General features: G+C 66.9%; 19 protein-coding genes. 11 read left to right on the plus strand and 8 right to left on the minus strand.

Annotated elements, in window-relative coordinates; translation table 11 throughout:
* Positions 1-3: 3 nt before the first annotated feature.
* Entirely contained in the window at positions 4-1,281 is a 1,278-nt protein-coding gene (locus CA236_RS02435) for an isoprenylcysteine carboxylmethyltransferase family protein (protein ID WP_046407580.1), read from the minus strand.
* A gap of 84 nt (positions 1,282-1,365) precedes the next feature.
* On the opposite strand from CA236_RS02435, the gene CA236_RS02440 reads away from it, so the two are divergent.
* Positions 1,366-1,848 carry a GAF domain-containing protein gene (locus CA236_RS02440; RefSeq protein ID WP_046407582.1) on the plus strand — a complete coding sequence of 161 codons (483 nt, stop codon included), beginning with the start codon at positions 1,366-1,368 and terminating at the stop codon, positions 1,846-1,848.
* Between the two features lie 152 nt (positions 1,849-2,000).
* A complete protein-coding gene (locus CA236_RS18925) occupies positions 2,001-3,050 on the plus strand; it encodes an RcnB family protein (RefSeq protein WP_206430493.1) in 1,050 nt (349 codons plus the stop codon).
* A 46-nt stretch (positions 3,051-3,096) separates the two neighbouring features.
* On the opposite strand, the gene CA236_RS02450 is transcribed toward CA236_RS18925, so the two are convergent.
* Positions 3,097-3,549 carry a universal stress protein gene (locus tag CA236_RS02450; RefSeq protein ID WP_125944414.1) on the minus strand — a complete coding sequence of 151 codons (453 nt, stop codon included), beginning with the start codon at positions 3,547-3,549 and terminating at the stop codon, positions 3,097-3,099.
* A 108-nt stretch (positions 3,550-3,657) separates the two neighbouring features.
* Here CA236_RS02450 and CA236_RS02455 point away from each other — a divergent pair, with 108 nt between their 5' ends.
* The 3 genes from CA236_RS02455 to lpdA are packed head-to-tail and all read left to right on the plus strand — an operon-like array spanning position 3,658 to position 6,613.
* Positions 3,658-5,010, plus strand: coding sequence for a pyruvate dehydrogenase complex dihydrolipoamide acetyltransferase (locus CA236_RS02455; protein ID WP_125944415.1), 1,353 nt, complete (start codon positions 3,658-3,660; stop codon positions 5,008-5,010).
* 1 nt (position 5,011) lies between these two features.
* The gene (locus CA236_RS02460) at positions 5,012-5,209 is read left to right on the plus strand and encodes a hypothetical protein (protein ID WP_125944416.1); all 198 of its coding nucleotides are present in this window, start codon (positions 5,012-5,014) and stop codon (positions 5,207-5,209) included.
* A gap of 3 nt (positions 5,210-5,212) precedes the next feature.
* Positions 5,213-6,613, plus strand: a complete 1,401-nt coding sequence (lpdA, locus tag CA236_RS02465) for a dihydrolipoyl dehydrogenase (RefSeq protein ID WP_125944417.1) — start codon at positions 5,213-5,215, stop codon at positions 6,611-6,613.
* A gap of 72 nt (positions 6,614-6,685) precedes the next feature.
* Here the strand turns inward: lpdA and CA236_RS02470 are convergent, their stop codons facing one another.
* Together CA236_RS02470 and CA236_RS02475 are read right to left on the minus strand one after the other, a co-directional pair.
* A complete protein-coding gene (locus CA236_RS02470) occupies positions 6,686-7,510 on the minus strand; it encodes an alpha/beta hydrolase (RefSeq protein ID WP_125944418.1) in 825 nt (274 codons plus the stop codon).
* Positions 7,511-7,565: 55 nt separating this feature from the next.
* On the minus strand, positions 7,566-8,960 hold the full coding sequence (locus CA236_RS02475) for an MFS transporter (RefSeq protein WP_125944419.1): 1,395 nt from the start codon (positions 8,958-8,960) through the stop codon (positions 7,566-7,568).
* Between the two features lie 220 nt (positions 8,961-9,180).
* Here CA236_RS02475 and CA236_RS02480 point away from each other — a divergent pair, with 220 nt between their 5' ends.
* A complete protein-coding gene (locus CA236_RS02480; protein WP_241212488.1) occupies positions 9,181-11,208 on the plus strand; it encodes a prolyl oligopeptidase family serine peptidase in 2,028 nt (675 codons plus the stop codon).
* Between the two features lie 90 nt (positions 11,209-11,298).
* Positions 11,299-11,646: a hypothetical protein gene (locus CA236_RS02485; RefSeq protein ID WP_241212508.1), complete on the plus strand. Its 348-nt coding sequence runs from the start codon at positions 11,299-11,301 to the stop codon at positions 11,644-11,646.
* A 26-nt stretch (positions 11,647-11,672) separates the two neighbouring features.
* On the opposite strand, the gene CA236_RS02490 is transcribed toward CA236_RS02485, so the two are convergent.
* Positions 11,673-12,191, minus strand: a complete 519-nt coding sequence (locus CA236_RS02490) for a glycine zipper 2TM domain-containing protein (protein WP_125944421.1) — start codon at positions 12,189-12,191, stop codon at positions 11,673-11,675.
* 112 nt (positions 12,192-12,303) lie between these two features.
* Between CA236_RS02490 and CA236_RS02495 the strand changes: the two genes are divergently transcribed.
* Positions 12,304-12,702 carry a DoxX family protein gene (locus CA236_RS02495; protein WP_046407627.1) on the plus strand — a complete coding sequence of 133 codons (399 nt, stop codon included), beginning with the start codon at positions 12,304-12,306 and terminating at the stop codon, positions 12,700-12,702.
* Here CA236_RS02495 and CA236_RS02500 read toward each other — a convergent pair.
* Both CA236_RS02500 and CA236_RS02505 read right to left on the minus strand, forming a co-directional pair.
* On the minus strand, positions 12,693-13,844 hold the full coding sequence (locus tag CA236_RS02500) for an aspartyl/asparaginyl beta-hydroxylase domain-containing protein (RefSeq protein ID WP_125944422.1): 1,152 nt from the start codon (positions 13,842-13,844) through the stop codon (positions 12,693-12,695). The genes CA236_RS02495 and CA236_RS02500 overlap by 10 nt on opposite strands.
* Before the next feature lie 47 nt (positions 13,845-13,891).
* Complete coding sequence (locus tag CA236_RS02505) at positions 13,892-16,198, minus strand: UvrD-helicase domain-containing protein (RefSeq protein WP_186314007.1); 2,307 nt, start codon at positions 16,196-16,198, stop codon at positions 13,892-13,894.
* Positions 16,199-16,280: 82 nt separating this feature from the next.
* Here CA236_RS02505 and CA236_RS02510 point away from each other — a divergent pair, with 82 nt between their 5' ends.
* The gene (locus CA236_RS02510; protein WP_125944424.1) at positions 16,281-16,682 is read left to right on the plus strand and encodes a GFA family protein; all 402 of its coding nucleotides are present in this window, start codon (positions 16,281-16,283) and stop codon (positions 16,680-16,682) included.
* Positions 16,683-16,754: 72 nt separating this feature from the next.
* Positions 16,755-17,273, plus strand: coding sequence for a GNAT family N-acetyltransferase (locus CA236_RS02515; RefSeq protein WP_241212490.1), 519 nt, complete (start codon positions 16,755-16,757; stop codon positions 17,271-17,273).
* A 22-nt stretch (positions 17,274-17,295) separates the two neighbouring features.
* On the opposite strand, the gene CA236_RS02520 is transcribed toward CA236_RS02515, so the two are convergent.
* Positions 17,296-18,846, minus strand: a complete 1,551-nt coding sequence (locus CA236_RS02520; RefSeq protein WP_125944426.1) for a porin — start codon at positions 18,844-18,846, stop codon at positions 17,296-17,298.
* 147 nt (positions 18,847-18,993) lie between these two features.
* On the opposite strand from CA236_RS02520, the gene CA236_RS02525 reads away from it, so the two are divergent.
* Positions 18,994-20,901: a BCCT family transporter gene (locus CA236_RS02525; RefSeq protein ID WP_125944427.1), complete on the plus strand. Its 1,908-nt coding sequence runs from the start codon at positions 18,994-18,996 to the stop codon at positions 20,899-20,901.
* The last annotated feature ends 55 nt before the right edge of the window (positions 20,902-20,956 follow it).

Here is a 20,956-nt window from a genome sequence, read left to right on the forward strand (position 1 = left end):
ACGTCAGCGCCCGCCGATCCAGCGGAAGAAGCGCGGCACCGGCGCGTTGCGGCTCATCCAGGCGCTATATTCCTGATAGGCGGGGTCGGCCGACAGGTGCCGCTCCTCCGTCCGGGCACGCCAGTAATAGACGCCGCTGACCGCCGCGAGGATCAGCGTGGCACGCGCCGCGTCGGCCAGCGAGCCGGTCGAGAGCAGCGGGATCGTCGAGACCCACCAGAACAGGTTTTTGGTCAGATAGGCCGGGTGGCGTGACCAGGCGTAGGGACCATGCGTCAGGATGCCGCGGTGCGTCAGGTTGGAGAAGCGCAGGCCGAAGGCGACCGTCGCCCAGGCGTAGATGCCGGTGAGCAGCACCAGCAGCGCGCCGACGAGCGCCAGCAGGACGGGATATCCCTGAAGCCAATAGGTCCAGTCGGCGGTGCCGGGGTGATAATCGAGCGGGCCGCCGGCATCCATCAGGATGAAGGGGGGATAGCAGATCAGCGCCGCGGCCCAGCCGGCGGCATAGGGATTCGCGCTGCGGATATGCGCGTCGAGCGGCCGCATGGTGAGGATGTAGCCGACCGTCGCGAACGCCACGTCGATCACGAACATGAAGGTGATGAGCCAATTGGCGAGGCGCACCGGATCCGCGAGGATGCCGAAGGTCGGCGTCTGGATGAACTCGGCAAAACCGGGCGGCACGATGGCGAGCATGAATGCCAGGAAGAAGGCCTTCACCCCCCAGGCGCGCAGGTGGCCGTAGATCACGTCCGGTTCCGGCCGAGCAGTGTTGGTGAGCCATGCGCCGAGCGCCCAGGCGCCATCGCGCGGCTCGACCAGATAGCGGTCGAGCCACAAGACATAGGGGATCGACAGCAGGAAGAGGGCGGGGGCGGCGGTGCCGAGGCACCACATGGCGAAGGCGAAATTGCCCTCCCAGTAAAAGCGACAGGTGGCGTAGATGAGCGCGATGCCCGCCCAGGTCGCCCAAAGGCCGGCCAGTTTGACAAGGCTGACGTCGATGGTGTCGCGCCACGGCCGCGCCGCTGCCCAGTCGATCCCGGTCGACGAACGGCGATGAACCTTGTCGACGAAGATCGACCAGACGATCATCGGGATGCCGCAGGCGAGCAGGTTGACCAGCGCGGCATAGGGCCCGTCCATGCCATAGGCGCGGGCAATCGCGATCCAGACGATCACCCCGGCGAGCCCGGCAAGCCCGACGCCATGCGACACGGCGGACGCCGGGCGGGGCTCGGCGCGGCCGGCAGCGGCAACGATGGAATCGGCGATCATGCCACCCCAATAGCGCAACAATGGTAAGCGGCGCATGAAGGAAGGCCCTCGCGCGATGCGGCGCGGGCGACTACATCGCGCGCCATGTATCAGTTCGACATTGCAGCCGGCGACAAGGCCGAGCTTTACCGTGACATCCTGTCGGCGCTGGACGCGCTGACCGCCGACGAGCCGGACGCGATCGCCAACATGGCCAATGCCGCGGCGCTGCTGTGGCAATATCTGCCCGACCTGAACTGGTCCGGCTTCTACCGCATGGTGGACGACACGCTGGTGCTGGGGCCGTTCCAAGGCAAGCCGGCGTGCATCCGTATCGCGGTCGGCGCGGGGGTGTGCGGCGCCGCGGCCGCGACGCGCGAGACGCAGCTGGTGGCCGATGTCCACGCCTTTCCGGGCCATATCGCCTGTGATGCGGCAAGCGCGTCGGAACTGGTGGTCCCGATTATTCATGAGGGCCGACTGGTCGGCGTCCTTGACCTCGACAGCCCCATTCCCGGGCGGTTCGACGCGCAGGATGCGCGAGGATGCGAGGCGATCGTCGCGTTACTGGCGCCGCGGATCGCCTGATACGAACGATGGTCGCGCCACGGTGCCTGTTCCGGATGCATCATTCCGGGACATTGGCCGTTGTGGCTAGTCCTTATCCATTTTGATATCATTCTTCCTGACGAGCGTCGGCAGTTGCCTTGCCGGTTGAATGAGTTCTGGGAGAATGGACGATGCGCGCACTCTTGGCGACGGCGGCGATCCTGTCGATCGCGACGAGCGCGGCGGCTGGCAGTCCCGATCGCCCCGACCTGCGCGCTGCAGCCGCCGAGCGACCGAGCGGCCCGCGTGTGCCGCCGCCCCCGGGAAGCCGCCGCTCGGCCGAGGCGCGGCGTGACGCCGGCGCGTCGCAGGCCGCGGTCACGTCGCCGTCGCGCTGGGGCGAGCGGTCCGAGGGACGCTGGTGGGCCGGGCATCGCGCGCCGGGCGGCTGGGACGCCTATCGCCGGCCGCTGCGGGGCTGGGCCTTGCCGACCTATTGGCTGTCGCCCGATTGGCGGGTGAACGACTGGGCCACCTATGGCTTGCCGCGGCCGCCGGAGGGCTATGTCTGGTCGCGTTATTATGACGACGCGGTGATGATCGATGCGCGCGGATCGGTGCACGACACGATCGGCGGCGTCGATTGGGACCAGTTTGACGATGTGCTGGTCGATTATGCCGATGTCGGCGCGATGCCGGGATATGACCGATTGGCCTATGCCGCCCCGCCACCGCCACCGCCACCGCCACCGGCCCGCCCGTCGTCGCAGGGTGCGCCCTATGACGCACCGCGCCGAGCGGCAGCACGCACACCCGGACCCGCCCCGGCGCAGCGGACGGTGACGAGCGTTGGCGCAGGGCAGGTCGCGGGCGCTGGTCAGCCTGCGGAACCCTATCGCGCGCCGGCGCCGCGCTACGGCGCGGACTATCCGGTTCCGGGAGCAGGCTATTTGGCGGCGACCGGTGGATATCCTCCGGCCGTGGCACCGCGTGCGCCGGCGCCCCCCGTGCAGCAGGTAACGGGTGCGGCCCCCGTGCAGCAGGTAACGGGTGCGGCCCCCGTCGTGGTGACGGCGGCACCGGGCACGCGGGTGCTCAGCACGACCACCACGACGCCGACGCCCGGCTATTATGCCAACGGCTATTATTATCCGGGGACGAGCATCACGACGATCACGGTGCAGGGGCAGCCGGTGACGACGACGACCACCACCACGTCGCCAAGCCAGGGGCGCCGCTGAGATTGACGCCCGCGCCGCCGGGTCTCGCAGGGGCGACGCGGGTGGATCAGCTCAGCCGGTCGATTGCCTCGCGATCGAGATTGCCGGGGATGATCATCAGCGGTACCGGCAGCGTGCCCGCCTGACCTGCGAAGTGGGTGACGAGCGGTCCGGGCGGCCCGTCGGCGGCCGCGCCAAGCACCAGCGCGGCGACTTCGCGATTGGCGGCCAGCAGCTCCCGGATGATCTTGGGACCATCGCCCTGCCGCACGGTGATGGAGGGGCGAAGGCCAGATTCTTCCAGCAAGGTACCGGCGGCCTTGGCCACCAGCCCCTCCGCATGGCGGCGCGCCTCATCCTCGATCGTGGCCTGCACGCCGCCAAAGGCGATGAACTCCTGCTGTTCGACCAAGGCGAGGATTTCCACGCCGCCGCCGGTCTTCACGGCGCGCCGGGCGGAGAAGCGAAGCGCGATCTCTGCCTCCGGGGTTTCATCAATCACGGTCAGATAGATGCGCATTATATTGTCTTCGCCCCTGTAAGGCGTCACTTATCCGCCTGCGGGGTTGACCGCGCAAGGCCTCGGCGCAAGAGACGGGCGCCCCGCCAGGAACCGCTGAGGACCTTCATGTCGATCGAGATCAAAATGCCCGCGCTCTCCCCCACGATGGAGGAAGGCACGCTGGCGAAATGGCTGGTGAAGGAGGGCGACTCCGTCAAGGCGGGCGACCTCATGGCCGAAATCGAGACCGACAAGGCGACGATGGAGTTCGAGGCCGTCGACGAGGGCGTCGTCGGCAAGCTGGTGGTTCCCGAGGGTACCGATGGCGTGAAGGTCGGCACGGTCATCATGCTGCTCGACGGTGAGGGTGAGGAAAGCGCGCCGGCGAAGAAGGACGCTGCCGCCGAGACCGCCGCCCCGGCGCCGAAGAAGGAGCAGGTCGACGCACCGGTCGATCGCGAAACCGGCGAGAAGGTGTCCGCAGAAAACCCCGAGAACAAGCGGCCGGCCGCTGAGGCCCAGGCTTTGGTCCAGGCATCAGCACAGCCGCAGGCCGCTGCCGCGCCGCGCCGCGATGGCGAGCGCGTGAAGGCCAGCCCACTGGCGCGCCGCATCGCCGCCGAGAAGGGCGTGGACCTGGCGACGTTGGCGGGATCGGGGCCGAACGGCCGGATCGTAAAGGCCGATGTGGAAGGCGCGCAGCCGGCGGCCGCGGCTGCGCCTTCGCAGGCCGCCAGCGCGCCAACCGCCGCGCCGGCCGCTGCACCTGCCCCGGCCCAGATCCCCGACATCCCGCATGAGACGACCAAGCTCAGCAACATGCGCAAGACGATTGCGCGCCGCCTGACCGAGTCGAAGCAGCAGGTGCCGCACATCTACCTCACCGTGGACGTGCGCCTCGACAAGCTGCTGAAGCTGCGGGCCGAGCTGAACGAGAGCCTGGGCGCGCGCGGCGTGAAGCTGTCCGTCAACGACCTGATGATCAAGGCGCTGGCCGCGGCGCTGGTGCAGGTGCCCAAGTGCAACGTGATGTACACGCCGAACGAGTTGGTCACGTTCAAGCGCGCCGACATCTCGGTCGCGGTGTCGACGCCGGAAGGGCTGATCACGCCGGTGATCACCGAGGCCGATACCGCGTCGCTGTCGTCGATTTCGACGCGGATGAAGGATCTGGCCGCGCGTGCGCGCGACAAGAAGCTGAAGCCGGAGGAATTCACCGGCGGCACCGCGTCGCTGAGCAACATGGGCATGTACGGGATCAAGCAGTTCGAGGCGGTGATTAATCCGCCGCAGGGCATGATCCTGGCGGTCGGCGCAGGCGAGAAGCGCCCGTACGTCATCGGCGATGCGCTGGGCATCGCGACCGTGATGAGCGCGACCGGCAGCTTCGACCACCGTGCGATCGATGGTTCGGATGGTGCCGAACTGATGCAGGCGTTCAAGGCGCTGTGCGAAAATCCGCTGGGCATGCTGGCCTGAGATGAACCGCGCGGCGGCCGTCGAGCTGATCTATCTGGCAATCGCGCTGGTGGCGACGCAGGCGGTCTTTCGCGCGGCGATCTGGTCCTATCCGCAGGGCGCCGACTCGCTGGAGCCGGTGAGCTGGGCGGTGATGCTGGCATTGCTGGCGATGAGCGTGCCGGCGGTGATGAAGGCCGCGCGCAAACCAAGGAACTGAAAAGTGGCAGACACTTATGATCTCGTCGTCCTCGGCTCGGGGCCGGGCGGCTATGTCGCTGCGATCCGCGCCGCGCAGCTGGGGCTGAAGGTCGCGATCGTCGAGCGTGAACTGCTGGGTGGGATCTGCCTCAACTGGGGCTGCATCCCGACCAAGGCGCTGCTGCGGTCGGCCGAGGTGTTTCACCTGATGGGCCATGCCAAGGATTACGGCCTGAAGGCGGATGGCATCGTCGCTGACCTGGACGCGGTGGTGAAGCGGTCGCGCGGCGTTGCCAAGCAGCTCAACCAGGGCGTCACGCACCTGATGAAGAAGAACAAGATTGCCGTCCACATGGGCACGGGCAAGCTGACGGGGAAGAACAAGCTGACCGTCGCGGCCGAGGACGGCAAGGCGACCGAGATCGGGTATAAGAACATCATCGTCGCCACCGGCGCGCGGGCGCGCGACCTGCCGTTCGCCAAGGCCGATGGCAAGCGGATCTGGACCTATCGCCACGCGATGACGCCGAGCGAGATGCCGAGCAAGCTGCTGGTCATCGGATCGGGCGCGATCGGGATCGAGTTCGCGAGCTTCTACAACGACATGGGCGCGGACGTGACGGTCGTCGAGATGCTCGACCGGCTGGTGCCGGTGGAGGATGCAGACATTTCCGCGCATCTGGAAAAGTCGCTGAAGAAGCAGGGCATGACGATCATGACCTCCGCCGGGGTCAGCGCGCTGGACGTCAGCGACAAGGGCGTGACCGCCAAGCTGAAGGACGCATCGGGCAAGGAAGTGACCGCCGAATTCAGCCATGTGATCGTGGCGGTCGGGATCGTGCCGAACACCGCAGACATCGGCCTGAAGGAAATGGGCGTCGAGATGGACGAGCGCGGCTTCCTGAAGACCGATGCGATGTGCCGCACCAACGTTTCGGGCGTCTGGGCGATCGGCGACATCACCGCGCCGCCGTGGCTGGCGCACAAGGCGAGCCATGAGGGCGTGATCGCGGCCGAGGCGATTGCTGGCGGGCACCCGCATGCGATGGACCCGCGCAACATCCCGGGCTGCACCTATTGCCGGCCGCAGATCGCCAGCGTCGGGCTGACCGAGGCGAAGGCGAAGGATGCCGGCTATGAGGTGAAGGTTGGCAACTTCCCCTTCATCGGGAACGGCAAGGCGATCGCGCTGGGCGAGCCGGAAGGCTTCGTGAAGACGGTGTTCGATGCCAAGACCGGCGAACTGCTGGGCGCGCACATGATTGGCGCCGAAGTGACCGAGATGATCCAGGGCTACACGATTGGCAAGACGATGGAGACGACCGAGGCGGAACTGATGGAGACGGTGTTCCCGCACCCGACGATCAGCGAGGCGATGCATGAATCGGTGCTGAGCGCCTACGGCCGCGCGCTGCACATCTGATCGCCATCCCGGAATCGAAAAGGGGCGGTGGAGGACGAAACCTCCACCGCCCCTTTTTTCATGAGCCAGCGGTCAGCGGCTGAGGAAGGTCAGCAGATCCTCCGTCAGGCGCTCGCTTTCGGTGGCGAACAGCCCGTGGGGCGCGCCGTCATATTCGACCAGCTGGCTGGCCGCGATGCCGGCGGCGGCGGCGCGACCGGTGGCGTCGATCGGCACCGTCTTGTCGCCTGTGCCGTGGATCACCAGCGTGGGTACGCGGAACGCCGGCAGGTCGGGGCGGAAATCGGTGAAGCTGAAGCTCTTGGCGCATTCCAGCGTCGAACGCAGCGACGCCTGCATCGCAAGCCGCCAGGCCCAGTCGAGCATCGGCTGGCTGACCGGGCTGGTCACATAGCCGACGCCGAAGAAGTCCTTGAAGAAATTGTGGAAGAAGTTGGGGCGGTCTTCCTGGATGCCGGCGGCGATCCCGAGAAGTTGATGTTCCGGCACACCGTGCGGATTGTCTTCCGTCTTCAGCATATACGGTACGACCGACCCGACGAGCACGGCCGAATTGACGCCGCGGCCGTCATGGCGGCTCATGTAGCGTGCGACCTCTCCGCCGCCCATCGAGAAGCCGACCAGCGTCGCATCCTGTTCGACGCCAGCCGCCTTCATCACGTCGGCCAGATCGTCGGTCAGCGTGTCATAGTCATAACCCGTCCACGGCTGGCTCGACCGGCCGAAGCCGCGCCTGTCATAGGAGATGACGCGATAGCCGGCCTCCGCCAGCGCCAGTGCCTGGGGATCCCAGCTGTCGGCGGACAGCGGCCAGCCGTGGATCAGCACGACGGGACGACCCTCGCCCCAATCCTTCACGAAGATGTCGGCTCCATCACGTGTCTTGACGTAGGGCATGATTAACTCCGGTTAGTGCCTTGCCGTGAACGAGCGGATGCGAGCCGCGTTCCGGTCAGCGCGAGGGGCGGAGCGTTGGTGCCTCGGCAGGAGTTTCAAAGCCGGCGGGGCTGCTTACCGAGGGGCGCAGCCGGGCGATGCTGCACAGCCCGGCGATGAGCGCGAGCCCGGCGGCCACCAGCGGCGGGACGGCACCCGTCCCGACACCCGCGGCGAGAAGCGCGGCGACCAGCGTGGCGCCGATTGTCTGCCCCGTCAGGCGAAGGGTGGATATGAGGCCGCCGGCGGCGGCAGCGCGATGGTGCGGCGCGGAGCCGACCACGAGCCGCGAATTGGGCGGCAGGTACAGGCCGAATCCCGATCCGCACAACGCCATGCGCCACGCCACGTCGAGCATCCCCGCGTCGGCCGGCATGGTCGCGAGGAGCACCAGCGCGATGAGCGAGACCGCCATGCCGATGCCCCCCAGGATGCCCGCAGGGATACGATCGGACAATGCGCCGGAGAGCGGTGCGACGACCATGTTGGTGAGCGGCCAGGGGGCGATGCAGGTGCCGATCTGCGCGGGGGTGAAACCCAGCGCGGCCAGACGGAAGGGCGTGGAGACCAGCACCGTCATTGACGCCATGAACGCGGTGAGGCTGCCGATCGCGGACAGCGCAATGATCGGGCGGGCGAGCAGATCGACGGGGAGGATCGGCGCGGTGATGCCCAGTTCGCGCCGCACGAAGAACCAGCCGATGGTCGCGCCGGCGGCGACGACCGCCGCGCTGACCACCGGACTGTCGCCGTGGACGAAGCTTTCCGCGCCGCCGATGACGAGGCCGAACATCGCCGCGCACATGATTGCACCGGCAAGATCGAGCCTGGTGAGGCGCGGCGGGGGATCGGGAAGCCAGCGACCGAGGATCAGGCTGACGATCGCGAGCGGGATGGTGCAGGCGAAGACCCACGGCCAAGGCGCGACGGCGAGCACCAGGCCGCCAACCGTGGGCGCCGCGGCGGCGGCGCTGGTAACGATGACAGCATTGATCCCGAGCCCACGGCCAAGCTGCCGGGCGGGATAGGTGTGACGGATCAGCGCTGACGACACGCTGAGCACGCCAGCCGCGCCGATCGCCTGCATCGTCCGCACGATGAGGAGGAACGGGAAGCTCTCGGCAAAGAAGCAGAGCAGGGTCGACAGGGTGAAGATGATCTGCCCGCCCTGGTAGGTCCGCTTGAGCCCGATACGCTCCGCCATCCCCGAAAATGGCAGGAGGAGCATGACCAGCGTGACCTGATAAACGGTGACGATCGACACCACGGCGCTGGACGCCACCCGCAGATCGCGCGCGATCGTCGGCAAGGCGACGTTGGCGATGCCGCCGTCGATGATCACCAGCGCAGACCCGCAACCAAGCGCGCCGATCGCGAACAGGCGGCGGGGAAGCGGAAGGCCATCGGACATTGCGGCGGTCATACGCGGATGATGGTCGTGGACAAGCCGGCGATTGCGGGGTGCCGCGGGGCGTACGCTAAAGCGTTGGATCAGCGCCAGCTCAGGGTTGTTCGATCGGCAGGAGACAGTATGTCGACGCCCGATGAAGACAGGTCCCGCATTGCAACATCTTGTGGCTATCGCACTTGGAGCGCTTGCAGCACCGCAAAGCGCCGCCCAAATCGCATCGATGACTGAAGATCCGTATATCTGGCTTGAGGACAAGGACGGCAAGCGGGCACTGGCATGGGTAGAGGCGGAAAATGCCCGGACGCTTGCCCGCCTGGAGAACGACCCGCGCTATCGCACCTTCTATGACGAGGCGTTGGCCATCGCCTCCGCCGAGGACCGGATCGCGATGCCGCAGATGCTGGGCGACCGGATCTTCAACTTCTGGCGTGACCAGAAGCACCCGCAGGGCATCTGGCGCTGGACGAGCGCCAAGGAGTACGCCACCGCAACGCCGCGCTGGCAGACGCTGATCGATGTCGACGCGCTGTCGCAGGCGGAAGGCAAGAAGTGGGTCTGGAAGGGGGTCGTCTGCCTCGAACCGGGCGAGCGCCGCTGCCTCATCACGCTGAGCGAGGGGGGCGAGGACGCCACGTCGCTGCGCGAGTTCGACCTGGTCGACGGGCGGTTCGTCAAGGACGGCTTTGCATTGCCGACGTCGAAGCAGAATGCCGACTGGATCGACGAGAACACGCTGATCGTGTCGCGCGACTGGGGTACCGGATCGCTGACGAAGTCCGGCTATCCGTTCGTGGTCAAGATCCTGAAGCGGGGCCAGCCGCTGAGCGAGGCGCGCGAGCTGTACCGCGGGACCAAAGATGACCTGGGCGTGTTTCCATCGGTGATGGTCGACGGCGACGGCAACCGCGCGGTGGTGATCACGCGCGCCAAGACCTTCTTCACCTCCGAGACATTGCTGTGGGACGGCAAGACCGCGAAGAAGATCGCCATTCCGGAGAAGGTGGAGGCGATCGGGCTGGTCAAGGGACGGCTGATCTTCCGCACGAGCGAGCCGTGGGGCGCGGTGCCGGAGGGGGCCCTTGCCTCCTTGCCGCTGAAGGACGCGATGGCGGGAACGGGCACGCCGACGGTGATCTTCGCGCCGGCGGAACGGCAAGCGGTCGACCGGGGCAATGTGCGCGTGACGCGCAATGCGGTGGTTGCGGCGATCTATGACAATGTGCGTGGCCGCGCGATGGTGTTCACGCCGTCCGGGGACGGGTGGAGCAGCCGCAGCCTCAAGCTGCCCGACAATCTGTCGGTCGATCTGGTGGCCAGCGATATCGCGAGTGACGAAGCCTATCTGGCGGTGTCGGGTTTCACCACGCCAACGCTGCTGATGTCATTCAACGCGGCGAGCGATGCGGCGCCAGCGACGGTCAAGTCGGCGCCCGCGCGCTTCGATGCCACCGGGCTGGTGGTGGAGCAGCACGAGGCGCCCTCGTCTGACGGCACCAAGATCCCGTATTTCGTCGTTCGCCGGGCGGACACCCCGCTCAACGGCAGCACGCCGACGCTGATGACGGCCTATGGCGGCTTCGCGGTATCGAACACGCCTTATTATTCGGGCATCACCGGCAAGCTGTGGCTGGAGCGGGGCGGGGCATTTGTCCTGGCCAACATCCGCGGCGGCGGGGAGTTCGGCCCGTCATGGCATGAGGCAGGGCGCAAGACGCGTCGCCAGCTGATCTATGACGATTTCGCCAATATCGCGCGCGACCTGTTTGCGCGCGGGATCACCAGTGCCTCGCGGCTCGGCATCTATGGCGGGTCCAACGGCGGCCTGCTGATGGGTGTCGAGATGACGCAGCACCCCGAATTGTGGGGTGCGGTGACGATCCAGGTGCCGCTGCTCGACATGCTGCGCTACGAAGGAATTGCGGCGGGCGCGTCGTGGGTGGACGAATATGGCTCGGTCAGCGTCCCCGAGGAGCGCGCGTTCCTCGAGCGGATCTCGCCTTATCATGCGCTGCGCCGCGGTGGGCGTTATCCCGAACCCTATATCTGGACGACGACCAAGGACGATCGGGTCGGGCCGCAGCATGCCCGCAAGTTCGCGGCGAGGATGCGCGAATATGGCTTGCCGTACCTGTTCTACGAGGACACGGCGGGTGGCCATTCGGGTGATGCCGACATTGCGCAGGGTGCGCGACTGCAGGCGCTGCAGATGACCTATTTTGCGCGCAAGCTGATGCCCGAGCAGGAGTGAGCAGCCGCATCTACGGGTGCAAACAGGTTACGCAGAGTTGCAGAAAACGAATGTTGCTGCGGTGCAGCAGTGTGGATATTGCCGTTGAACATGAAGCTGAATACCGACCAGGATCAGGTCGCACCGTCGCCGCCGCCGGCCACCATGCCCGTCGTGTTCGAGGCTATCGTCAAGCAGCAGGCACTCGCCGCGACCTATAATCGCGGCGACGTGACGCTGGCGCCGCACATCGTTTACACCAAGCACGGTGAATTCTACCTCGACGCGGTGACGCTGGAGCGCGACGGCAAGCCGCCGCGCGAGCCGAAGATCGGCGCGTTCAAGATCGTTGGCCTGGGCGGGATGCGGGTCACGCCGCGGCGCTTCACGCCGAGCGAGCTCTTCAATCCCAAGGAAGAGCGCTACGAAGGGGTGACGCTGCTGGCCGTCGACTGCTGACTCGCAGCGCCGCGACGATCCGTTCGTCAGCGGCAGCGGATCTGCTGATTGCTGCGATCCACAGCGCGCCCGGCGAGTGCCCCGGCCGCGCCACCCAGCAGCGTTCCGACCGTGCGGCTGCGGCCGCCATCGATGACATTGCCCAGCACGCCGCCCAGCGCGCCGCCGACGATCAGCCCGGTCGTCCCGTCCGACCGGCGGCAGTAATAGCGGCCGTCCGATCCGGTATAGACCCGGTCGTTGGGGCCGAGCGCGCGTTCCTGGTTGCCGGAGCTATAATAGCGGCTGGGATCATAATCGCCCTCATCGCGCCATTGCGGGTCGTCGTACCGGGGGTCGGCCGGCGCGGTGCGATAGCCGGATCCCGGCACCCGGCGCACCGACTGGTAGCGATCATATTCGCTGCGGAAGGTTTCCAGCTCGCGCTCGAACCGTTCCTGCGCGGCGCGGAAGCGCGCGTCATCAGCGGCGGTTTGCGCGAGTGCGGGGGTTGCCACCGCCGCCGCGGCGGCAGCCATGGTGACGGCGATGTGACGGAACGACATGTCGCGATCCTCTCCCAATCCTGAAAACCGGGCGCCCGCAAGCGCCCCACATAGAGGGCAAGGCGGATACGGTTGCATCGGCGTATCGTTCCGTTGGTCAGGAGGATCGATGATGGACCGGGAGAGCGGCGGCAGACGCGTGGCACGCTGGCTGCTGATCGCCTTCTATCTGACGGCGGGGATCGGGCATCTGCTGTTCATCGATGCGATGGTGCGGATCGTGCCGAAGTTCGTGCCGGCGCCGCGGCTGGTGGTGCTGGCAACCGGGCTCGCCGAGCTGGCAGGCGCGGCGGCCCTTGTGACGCCGCGGTACCGGCGCGCGGCGGGATGGGCGCTGGCGGCCTATGCGCTTTGCGTGTGGCCGGCGAACATGCAGCATGCGTGGAACGACCTGTCGAGCGGAACGGGGCTGCCGATCGGATATCATGTGGTGCGCCTGCTGCTCCAACCACTGATCATCTGGTGGGCGCTGCGGGCGAGCGGGGCCGTGCGCAGCTGCCGTCAGCCCTGATCAACCATCGGCGGGCCATAAGCGTCGATCGCCTCGAACAGCCGGGTCAGGTCGGCGCGCTCGTCGGGCGCGATTTCCGGCTTCCAGATCTCGAACAGCAGGACCGTGCGGGTCGACGTGCCGCGATTCCATGCCTCATGCTCAAAGGAATCGTCGAAGGTCACGAGCTCACCCTCGCGCCATTCGTGCGTGTCGGCGCCAACGCGCAGCGCGCAGCCGGGCGGGGCAATGATCGGCAGATGGCAGATCAGGCGGGTGTTGAGCAGGCCGTGATGCGGCTGGATATGCGCGCCGGGCGTCAGCCTCGAGAACAGCGCCATTGGTGAGCGGCCGGCAATGCGCGGAATGGGCAGCTTAGCCAGCGCCGCCATGGTGACGGGAAAGCGATCGGCGTTCTCCGCCACGATCTCCCCGCCGCGCCACAGATGCAGCGCGCTCCATGCCGGATCGTCGAGCAGGGGGTTGTTGGGGAGCGGGCGGTTGGGATCACCCTCCACATAGGGGCGAAAGTCCTCGGTAACGGCTTCCAGTTCGGCACGGATGGCGGGTGTGGCGGCCTCCAGTTCGGCGACCCAGTCGAACTCGTCTCGGCGGTAGAAGGGGCGCTGCGGCAGCCCTTCGAAATAGAACATCGAGGGTTGTTGCAGGTGAAGTTCGCGGCGGCCGAGCAGCAGGTCGACCGATTGGGCGACGCGGCCGGCGTAAAGCGCGCCCACGGCCGCCTCGACATGGCCGGCGAAGCGCACGGCGCTTTCCTGCTTGAACGCTTCCGCCTGGCGCAGCAGCGGGTGGAGCGAGGCCGGAACCTCACGCATGGCCGCGGCCTGATTGAGCGCCGCGGTGTAGAAGACGGTTGCGGCGCGATCGTCGCTATCGAGCCGCTTGCGATCCCCCATCAGCAACAGCCCGGCGAGGTTGCGAGGCTGTTCCCTGAGCAGCGCCTGCAGCGCCTCCGTCTCAGCCGGGGCGTCCCCGATCAGTCGGCAGGCCTGGGCGAGCGGCAACCACGGACGCGGCACGTCGGCCGGGGCCTCCACCGCCAGCCGATCAAAGATGGCGCGGGCGCGGGCGCCGTCGCGATTGCGCAGGGCATCGAGCCCCTGACGGGCGAGTTGGTCGGCATCAGCACGCGGAAGGGCCATGGCCGGACTATTGCGGCATCAACTCGGCAGGTAAATAGCACTGAGGCTCAGGGGATGGTGACGAAGCTGTCCATGACGCGCTTGCGGCCGGCCTTCTCGAACTCGATCTCGAGCTTGTTGCCCTCGATCTCCTCGATCGTGCCGTAGCCGAACTTCTCGTGGAAGACGCGCAGGCCAACCGACAGGTCGGTGCGCCCCTTGTTGCCGAGGCTGACCGCCGGCGTGCGACTTTCGACCACGCGCGACGGTTCGCGCGAAAAGGTGCGGCTTTGCCAGTCGCCGCCGGGCTTTCCGCCGAGCGTCCCCGCCGCGCGCTGCCAGCCCGGGCCGCGGCCGGTGCCGCGCCCGACGTCGGCAAAGGGGTCGGCGCGTTCCGACCAGTTGGCGCGCCACAGGCTTTCGCCGCCCGACATGGTGGTTTCGGTTTCCACGTGATCGTCGGGCAGCTCCGCGACGAAGCGCGAAGGGATGGAGCTGGTCCACTGGCCATAGATGCGGCGATTGGCGGCGTGGAGGATCGTGGCCTGGCGGCGCGCGCGGGTGATCGCGACATAGGCGAGGCGGCGTTCCTCCTCGAGCCCGCGGGTGCCGGTTTCATCGAGCGAGCGCTGCGAGGGGAACAGGCCTTCTTCCCAGCCGACCAGGAAGACGGTGTCATATTCGAGGCCCTTGGCGGCGTGGATCGTCATGATCGTGACCTTGGGATCCTCCCGCAAGCCTTCATTGTCCATGACGAGGCTGACGTGTTCGAGGAAAGCGCCGAGGCTTTCATATTCCTCCATCGCTCGGACGAGTTCGCTTAGGTTTTCCAGCCGGCCCGCGGCCTCGGCGGACTTTTCCGCCTGCCACATGGCGGTGTAGCCGGATTCGTCGAGGATCTGTCGGGCGAGTTCGGGGTGCGGAAGATCGCGCGCCATGTCGCGCCAGCGCGCGATGTCACCGACGAAATTGCCCAGCGCACGGCGCGCCTGCGGGGTTAGTTCGTCGGTGTCGAGGATACGCGCGGCGGCGAAGCTGAGCGGGAGGTTCTCCGCGCGGGCAAGCTGGTGGAGCTTGGCGATCGCCTTGTCGCCAAGGCCGCGCTTGGGCGTGTTGACGATGCGTTCGAAGGCGAGATCGTCCGCCGGCTGGTTGACGATGCGCAGGTACGCGAGTGCATCGCGGATTTCCTGCCGCTCGTAGAAGCGGAAGCCGCCGACGATGCGATAGGGCAGGCCGATGGCGATGAAGCGGTCTTCGAACTCGCGCGTCTGGTGCTGTGCGCGGACCAGGATCGCCATGTCGTCCAGGCTCTTGCCCGCACGCTGGCACGCCTCGATCTCGTCGCCGACGCGGCGCGCCTCCTCAGGCCCGTCCCATACGCCGACGACGCGGACCTTTTCGCCGACGTCGAGCTCGGTCCACAGCTGCTTGCCGAGCCGCCCCGTGTTGTTGCCGATCACGCCGCCGGCGGCGCCCAGGATGTGCGGCGTGGAGCGGTAGTTCTGCTCCAGCCGGATGACCTTGGCGCCGGGGAAGTCCTTTTCGAACTTCAGGATGTTTTCGACCTGCGCGCCGCGCCAGGAATAGATCGATTGGTCATCGTCACCGACGCAGCAGATGTTGCGGCGTTCCTGCGCGAGCAGCCGCAGCCACAGGTACTGGACGGCATTGGTGTCCTGATATTCGTCCACCATGATGTAGCGGAAGCGCTGCTGATACAGCTCCAGCACCTCGCGATTGTTCTTCAGGATGGTGAGCACGTGGAGCAGCAGATCGCCGAAGTCGCAGGCGTTCACTGCGCGCAGGCGGGCCTGATATTGCTCGTAGAGTTCGCCGCCGCGACCGTTGGCGTAACGCTCGCTTTCGCCAGCGTCGATTTCGCGCGGGGTGAGCCCCTTGTTCTTCCATTCGTCGATAAGGCCGGCGAGACTGCGCGCGGGGAAGCGCTTCTCATCGATATCGGCAGCAAGGACGAGCTGCTTCAGCAGACGCAGCTGATCGTCAGTGTCGAGGATGGTAAAATTGTTCTGCAGGCCCACCAGTTCGGCATGACGGCGAAGCATCTTTGCGCCGATCGCGTGGAAGGTGCCGAGCCATGGCATCCCCTCCACCGCATCGCCGACGAGGCGGCCAACCCGCTCGCGCATTTCGCGCGCCGCCTTGTTGGTGAAGGTCACCGACAGGATCTCGCTGGGATAGGCGCGGCGGGTGTAGAGCAGATGGGCGAGGCGCGCGGTCAGCGCCGCCGTCTTGCCGGTGCCGGCACCGGCGAGGACGAGGACGGGCCCGTCGGTGGTAAGCACGGCCTCGCGTTGCGGCGGATTCAGGCCGGAAAGATAGGGCGGCTCGCTGGCTTGGCTCTGCGTCGACAATTCGGTCACGGGTGCCACGTAGGCAGGGTTGCGCGACAGCGCAATGCATGAGAACAAAGGTGAAACGATTGGGAGAAGGGTGATGAGCGCGACGGGACGCTGTCATTGCGGGGCGGTCACATGGGCAGCCGAAGGTGAGCCGCAGCATCATGCGATCTGCCATTGCGAGGATTGCCGGCGCTGGTCGGGCGCGCCGATGGTCGGGTGGATCGCGTGGCAGGAGGATCAACTGACCGTCGAAGGCGCGACGACGTGCTATCATTCGTCGCGGCACGGGACGCGGGAGTTTTGCAGCGCCTGCGGGACGGGGCTGTTCTATCGCAACCCGGAGACCTTGCCGGGCATCGTCGATATCCAGTCCGGTACGCTCGACGACCCGGAACGGCTGCCGCCCGGCGCACAGATCATGGTAAAGGAGCGGCTGGGCTGGGCGCCGGGCATCGCCGACCTGCCGGCGTTCAACGCCTATCCCGGCATGGACTGACGCCGCCGGGGCGCGCAGGAGCTGCGTGCGGCTGTTGCCGGTTGAACGGTCGTCGGCGAAAGTGGAGCGATGATGTCACAGGCCTCTTCACTGACCATCCGCCGCTTCGCCGAGAGCGACGTGCCGGCGGCGCTTGCCATTCAGGCGGTCTGCTTTCCCGCGTTCCTGCTGGAGGACGAAGCCGCCTTCGGCAGCAGGGTGAGACTGGCGAGTTCGTGCTGCTTCGTCGCGATGCAGGGCGACACGATGGCGGGCTATGTGCTGGCGCATGGCTGGCCGGAGGGGTCGCCGCCGCCGGTGGGAGCCGTGCTCGCCGAGCCGCCGCAGGTCGACGTGCTGTTCATCCACGACATGGCCGTCTCCCCTGACGCGCGCGGGCTGTCGGCCGGACGGGCGCTGATGGAAGCGGCCTTCATGTGCGCCGCGGGGCAGGGCATTGGGCGCGCCGAGCTGATCGCGGTGGGCGGCGCCGCGACCTATTGGCGCACGCTGGGGTTCACGGAGGCGGCGGCATCCGATGCGCTGGCGGCAAAGGTGGCCGGCTATGGCGCCGACGCAACCTGGATGACGGGCGCCATCCCGCTCGACTGACGATCGCGAACTGACGCGGCCGTCAATAATTCCACTGTAGCTGCGCGCGGATGACATCGCCCTCCGCCCGGCCGAAGCGGCGCTCGTCTGCCTCGCGCCGCGTCATATCGGCATAGGCGAGCGTCAGCTCCAGTTCCTCGATCGGCTGGAATTCAATGCCCAGCTCGATCTCGTCCGTTTCCAGTCGGGGCGCGTTGACGATCGCCTTCCACCCGCCGCGATACGTCTGCCAGCGAACATAGGGCATGAAGGGGCCGAGCGGGCTCTGGCGAACCCGGCCCATCGCCTGGACGTAGCCGCCGCTGAGGGAGCGGGTGCGGATCGTCCCCAGCAAGGGATCATATTCCGGGCCGCGGCCCCAGTTCCATTCCGCCTGGAGGCCGAACGGCTGGGGGTAGAGGATCAGGTGAACGCCGACCCGATCGTCACGGAAGCTGGCGTCGCTGACGCCGCCGGTGCGGATTTCGGGGCGGACACGGTTGCGCATCCCGGACGCGCCCACTTCGAGTACCTGGCCGGCGAAGGTGGTGCCCAGGCCGTCAAGCTCGAACGGCCAGGTCGCCATGGCGACGCTCATCAGGTCATTGTTGCGTTCCGGCCGGTTGACGCCCTGACCGTTATACAGGCCGAAACCGAAGGCGCCGTAATTGCCGAACAGCTTCTGCCCGTCATCCTCCAGCCGATCCCAGATCCGCTGCACCGCGGCCGGCGTGAAAAATGCGGTCACGCCCAGATCGCGTTCGCCGGGGATGGCACTGTTGATCCCGTCCGAACGGTCGAGCGTCAGCCGGTTGGACGACGACTGCAGATTCTCCCAGCCAAATGGCACCTTCTGCTGGCCGAAGCGAAAGCGGAAGCGGCGATCGGCCCATGGCGACCAGTCGACATAGGCATCACGCAGCTGGGCGAACCCCTCGCGACGCTCGCCCGCGGACTGGTTGCTGACCGCGACGGCGAAATCGGGCTGGAAGTAGAAGGATATCGAATCGGACAGATCGCCCGAAAAGACGAGGCGGATACGGCGGAAGGTGAAATTGCCTTCGTCGGTAATGCCGCCGTCGCCGGGTGACCGCAGCCGTGACACGCCGTCCGGGGCGGTGGCGTCGCCCGAGATGATCTCGTTGAGGCGCAGCTGCGTATAGCCGCGCACGTTGATCCGTTCGTACCACGGCTTGTCGGCCGGCGGGTTGGCGGCCGCGAGCGCTACCGGCGGAGCGGCGGTGGGCGTAGCGGCCGGGGTGGCAGTCTGTGCCGGGGACGCGGGGGTGGCAGGCGCGGTGGCCGCTACCTGCGCGTCTGGCGCGGGCGCCTGATTCGTCGTCGCGGGCGCAGGAGCAATGGTGGCGGCGGACTGGTTGGCGGCAGGCTGGTTGGCGGACGTGGACGGCGCGGCGGCGCGCTGATTTTGGGTCAGCACGCGAATCTGCGCCTTCAGCTCGTCGATCTGATGCTGGAGGTCCTCGACGGTGGGCGTTTTCGCCTGGGCAAAGGCCTGGGCCGGGGACACCAGCATCCCCAGCGCCAATGCGCCGACCCCAAGGCGGCGACGGAACGCGGCTGGTTCCTCCCTCATCACTCGCAAACAGCTCCGGCAATCACAATTCGGGTGCCGCCCTATGCCCGTTCAAAAAGCGTGGCAATCAGGGAGACGTCCGATGCCCTGATCGGCATCAATGATCTGGATGATCCAAACGCGCCCCTGGTGCGTTCAGCCGCCCTGATGATCAAAGCTCAAATCGTGCCGCGCGTGTTCTGGGGGGCGTCGGCGATCGTCGTCGCCTTGCTGACAGTGACATTGCTGATGCCCGGCCGCGCGGACGTGGCGTTCAAGGCAGCGCAGGCGTGGACGATCGATACGTTCGGCTGGTTCTACATCGCGTCGGTCGCCGTGTTCCTGGTCGTGGCGCTGATCCTGGGCTTCGGGCCCGCCGGCAAGCTGAAGCTGGGGCCGGACGATGCCGAGCCGGACTTCCCTTATGTCTCGTGGCTGGCGATGCTGTTCGCCGCGGGCATGGGCATCGGCCTGATGTATTTCGCGGTGGCCGAGCCGATCCAGCATTACATCTCGCCGCCCGAGGTGGAGAGCGGCACGATCCTCGCGGCGCGCGAGGCGATGGCCATCACGTTCCACCATTATGGCGTCCATGCCTGGGCGATTTATGCGCTGGTGGGGTTGAGCCTGGCGTTCTTCACCTATCGCAAGGGGATGCCGCTGACGCTGCGGTCCGGCCTGGCACCGATCCTGGGTAAAAGGATCAACGGCCCGCTGGGCGATGTGATCGACATCTTCGCAGTGTGCGGCACCGTTTTCGGCATTGCGACGTCGCTGGGATTTGGCGTGTCGCAGATGACGTCGGGGCTGGCCTATAATTACGGCGTGCCGGACACCACCGCGACCAAGCTGGTGGTGATCCTGATTGTCATGGGCGCAGCGACGCTGTCAGTGCTGAGCGGCGCGGACCGGGGTGTGCGGCGACTGTCGGAACTGAACCTGGTGCTCGCCGTGCTGCTGATGCTTTTCGTGCTGGCGGTCGGCCCGACGCTTTTCCTGCTGCGTGCGCTGATCCAGAATTTTGGCCTGTATCTCGACCATTTCGTGAAGCGCACCTTCACGCTGTACGCCTATGAACCGCGCGCCTGGATGGCGGACTGGACACTGTTCTATTGGGCGTGGTGGATCGCCTGGTCGCCGTTTGTCGGCATGTTCATCGCGCGTATTTCGCGTGGGCGGACGATGCGCGAGTTCGTCACCGGTGTGCTGTTCGTTCCTACCGCCTTCACCTTCGTCTGGATGACGGTATTCGGCAATACGGCGATCGCGCTTGATCTTGGCGCAGCATCGGGCGGCATTGCCGATGCGGTCCAGGCGAACCTGTCCACGGCGCTGTTCAAGTTCCTGGAATATCTGCCGGCCGCCGGCTTTACGTCGACGCTGGCGATCATCCTGGTCGGTGTGTTCTTCGTCACCTCGGCGGATTCGGGCGCGCTGGTGATCGATACGCTGACGTCGGGCGGTGCGGAAGAAACGCCGCGCTGGCAGCGGGTCTATTGGTGTGTGCTGCTGGGTGTGACAGCGACGTTGCTGCTGGTCGCGGGCGGTCTGGGCGGATTGCAGGCGGCGACGCTGATGGCTGCGCTGCCCTTCTGCTTCATCATGCTGCTGCTGGCGTTCGGGCTGGTGCGGCAGGCGAATGCCGATCTGGAAGGGATCACGCTGGCTGATGAGGCCGCGCCTGTCAGCGAGCGGCTGAAGCGATTGTTCGTTCCGGCGCGGCGCGGCGAGATCATGCGCCAGCTGGAGCAACAGGGGGAGCCGGCGCTGCGTTCCGTCTATGATGCGCTCCAGCAGGACATGCCCAGCGAATGCCGACTGGACGTGGAGGACGGTGAGGTCGTGCTGACAGTCGGATCGGAGCCCGAGCGGCGCTTCGTCTATCGATTGTTTCCGCGTGCCCGCCCGCTTGCGGCCTATACCGCGCTGGAGGCGCCGGAGGGCCGCCGCAGCGTGACCTGGACGCTTGCGGCGCAGACCAACAGTGATCCACGTTTCCGTGACCTGACCGATTTTTCGCAGGATCAGATCGCCGGCGACGTGCTGGCGCAGCTGAAGCGCTGGCGGCTGGGCTGAAACGGGCAAAAAAGAAGGGGCAGCCGCTAACGAACGACTGCCCCGCAGTTCAGGG

The organism is Sphingomonas sp. ABOLG (assembly GCF_003950435.1).
Taxonomy (GTDB): Bacteria; Pseudomonadota; Alphaproteobacteria; order Sphingomonadales; family Sphingomonadaceae; genus Sphingomonas; species Sphingomonas panaciterrae.

What these genes read in the sequence shown, in the direction of transcription:
- CA236_RS02435 (WP_046407580.1), bottom strand. Translation starts at nt 1,281, where the DNA reads ATGATCGCCGATTCCATCGTTGCCGCTGCCGGCCGCGCCGAGCCCCGC.
- CA236_RS02440 (WP_046407582.1), top strand. Translation starts at nt 1,366, where the DNA reads ATGTATCAGTTCGACATTGCAGCCGGCGACAAGGCCGAGCTTTACCGT.
- CA236_RS18925 (WP_206430493.1), top strand. Translation starts at nt 2,001, where the DNA reads ATGCGCGCACTCTTGGCGACGGCGGCGATCCTGTCGATCGCGACGAGC.
- CA236_RS02450 (WP_125944414.1), bottom strand. Translation starts at nt 3,549, where the DNA reads ATGCGCATCTATCTGACCGTGATTGATGAAACCCCGGAGGCAGAGATC.
- CA236_RS02455 (WP_125944415.1), top strand. Translation starts at nt 3,658, where the DNA reads ATGTCGATCGAGATCAAAATGCCCGCGCTCTCCCCCACGATGGAGGAA.
- CA236_RS02460 (WP_125944416.1), top strand. Translation starts at nt 5,012, where the DNA reads ATGAACCGCGCGGCGGCCGTCGAGCTGATCTATCTGGCAATCGCGCTG.
- CA236_RS02470 (WP_125944418.1), bottom strand. Translation starts at nt 7,510, where the DNA reads ATGCCCTACGTCAAGACACGTGATGGAGCCGACATCTTCGTGAAGGAT.
- CA236_RS02475 (WP_125944419.1), bottom strand. Translation starts at nt 8,960, where the DNA reads ATGTCCGATGGCCTTCCGCTTCCCCGCCGCCTGTTCGCGATCGGCGCG.
- CA236_RS02480 (WP_241212488.1), top strand. Translation starts at nt 9,181, where the DNA reads ATGACTGAAGATCCGTATATCTGGCTTGAGGACAAGGACGGCAAGCGG.
- CA236_RS02485 (WP_241212508.1), top strand. Translation starts at nt 11,299, where the DNA reads ATGAAGCTGAATACCGACCAGGATCAGGTCGCACCGTCGCCGCCGCCG.
- CA236_RS02490 (WP_125944421.1), bottom strand. Translation starts at nt 12,191, where the DNA reads ATGTCGTTCCGTCACATCGCCGTCACCATGGCTGCCGCCGCGGCGGCG.
- CA236_RS02495 (WP_046407627.1), top strand. Translation starts at nt 12,304, where the DNA reads ATGGACCGGGAGAGCGGCGGCAGACGCGTGGCACGCTGGCTGCTGATC.
- CA236_RS02500 (WP_125944422.1), bottom strand. Translation starts at nt 13,844, where the DNA reads ATGGCCCTTCCGCGTGCTGATGCCGACCAACTCGCCCGTCAGGGGCTC.
- CA236_RS02510 (WP_125944424.1), top strand. Translation starts at nt 16,281, where the DNA reads ATGAGCGCGACGGGACGCTGTCATTGCGGGGCGGTCACATGGGCAGCC.
- CA236_RS02515 (WP_241212490.1), top strand. Translation starts at nt 16,755, where the DNA reads ATGTCACAGGCCTCTTCACTGACCATCCGCCGCTTCGCCGAGAGCGAC.
- CA236_RS02520 (WP_125944426.1), bottom strand. Translation starts at nt 18,846, where the DNA reads ATGAGGGAGGAACCAGCCGCGTTCCGTCGCCGCCTTGGGGTCGGCGCA.
- CA236_RS02525 (WP_125944427.1), top strand. Translation starts at nt 18,994, where the DNA reads ATGATCAAAGCTCAAATCGTGCCGCGCGTGTTCTGGGGGGCGTCGGCG.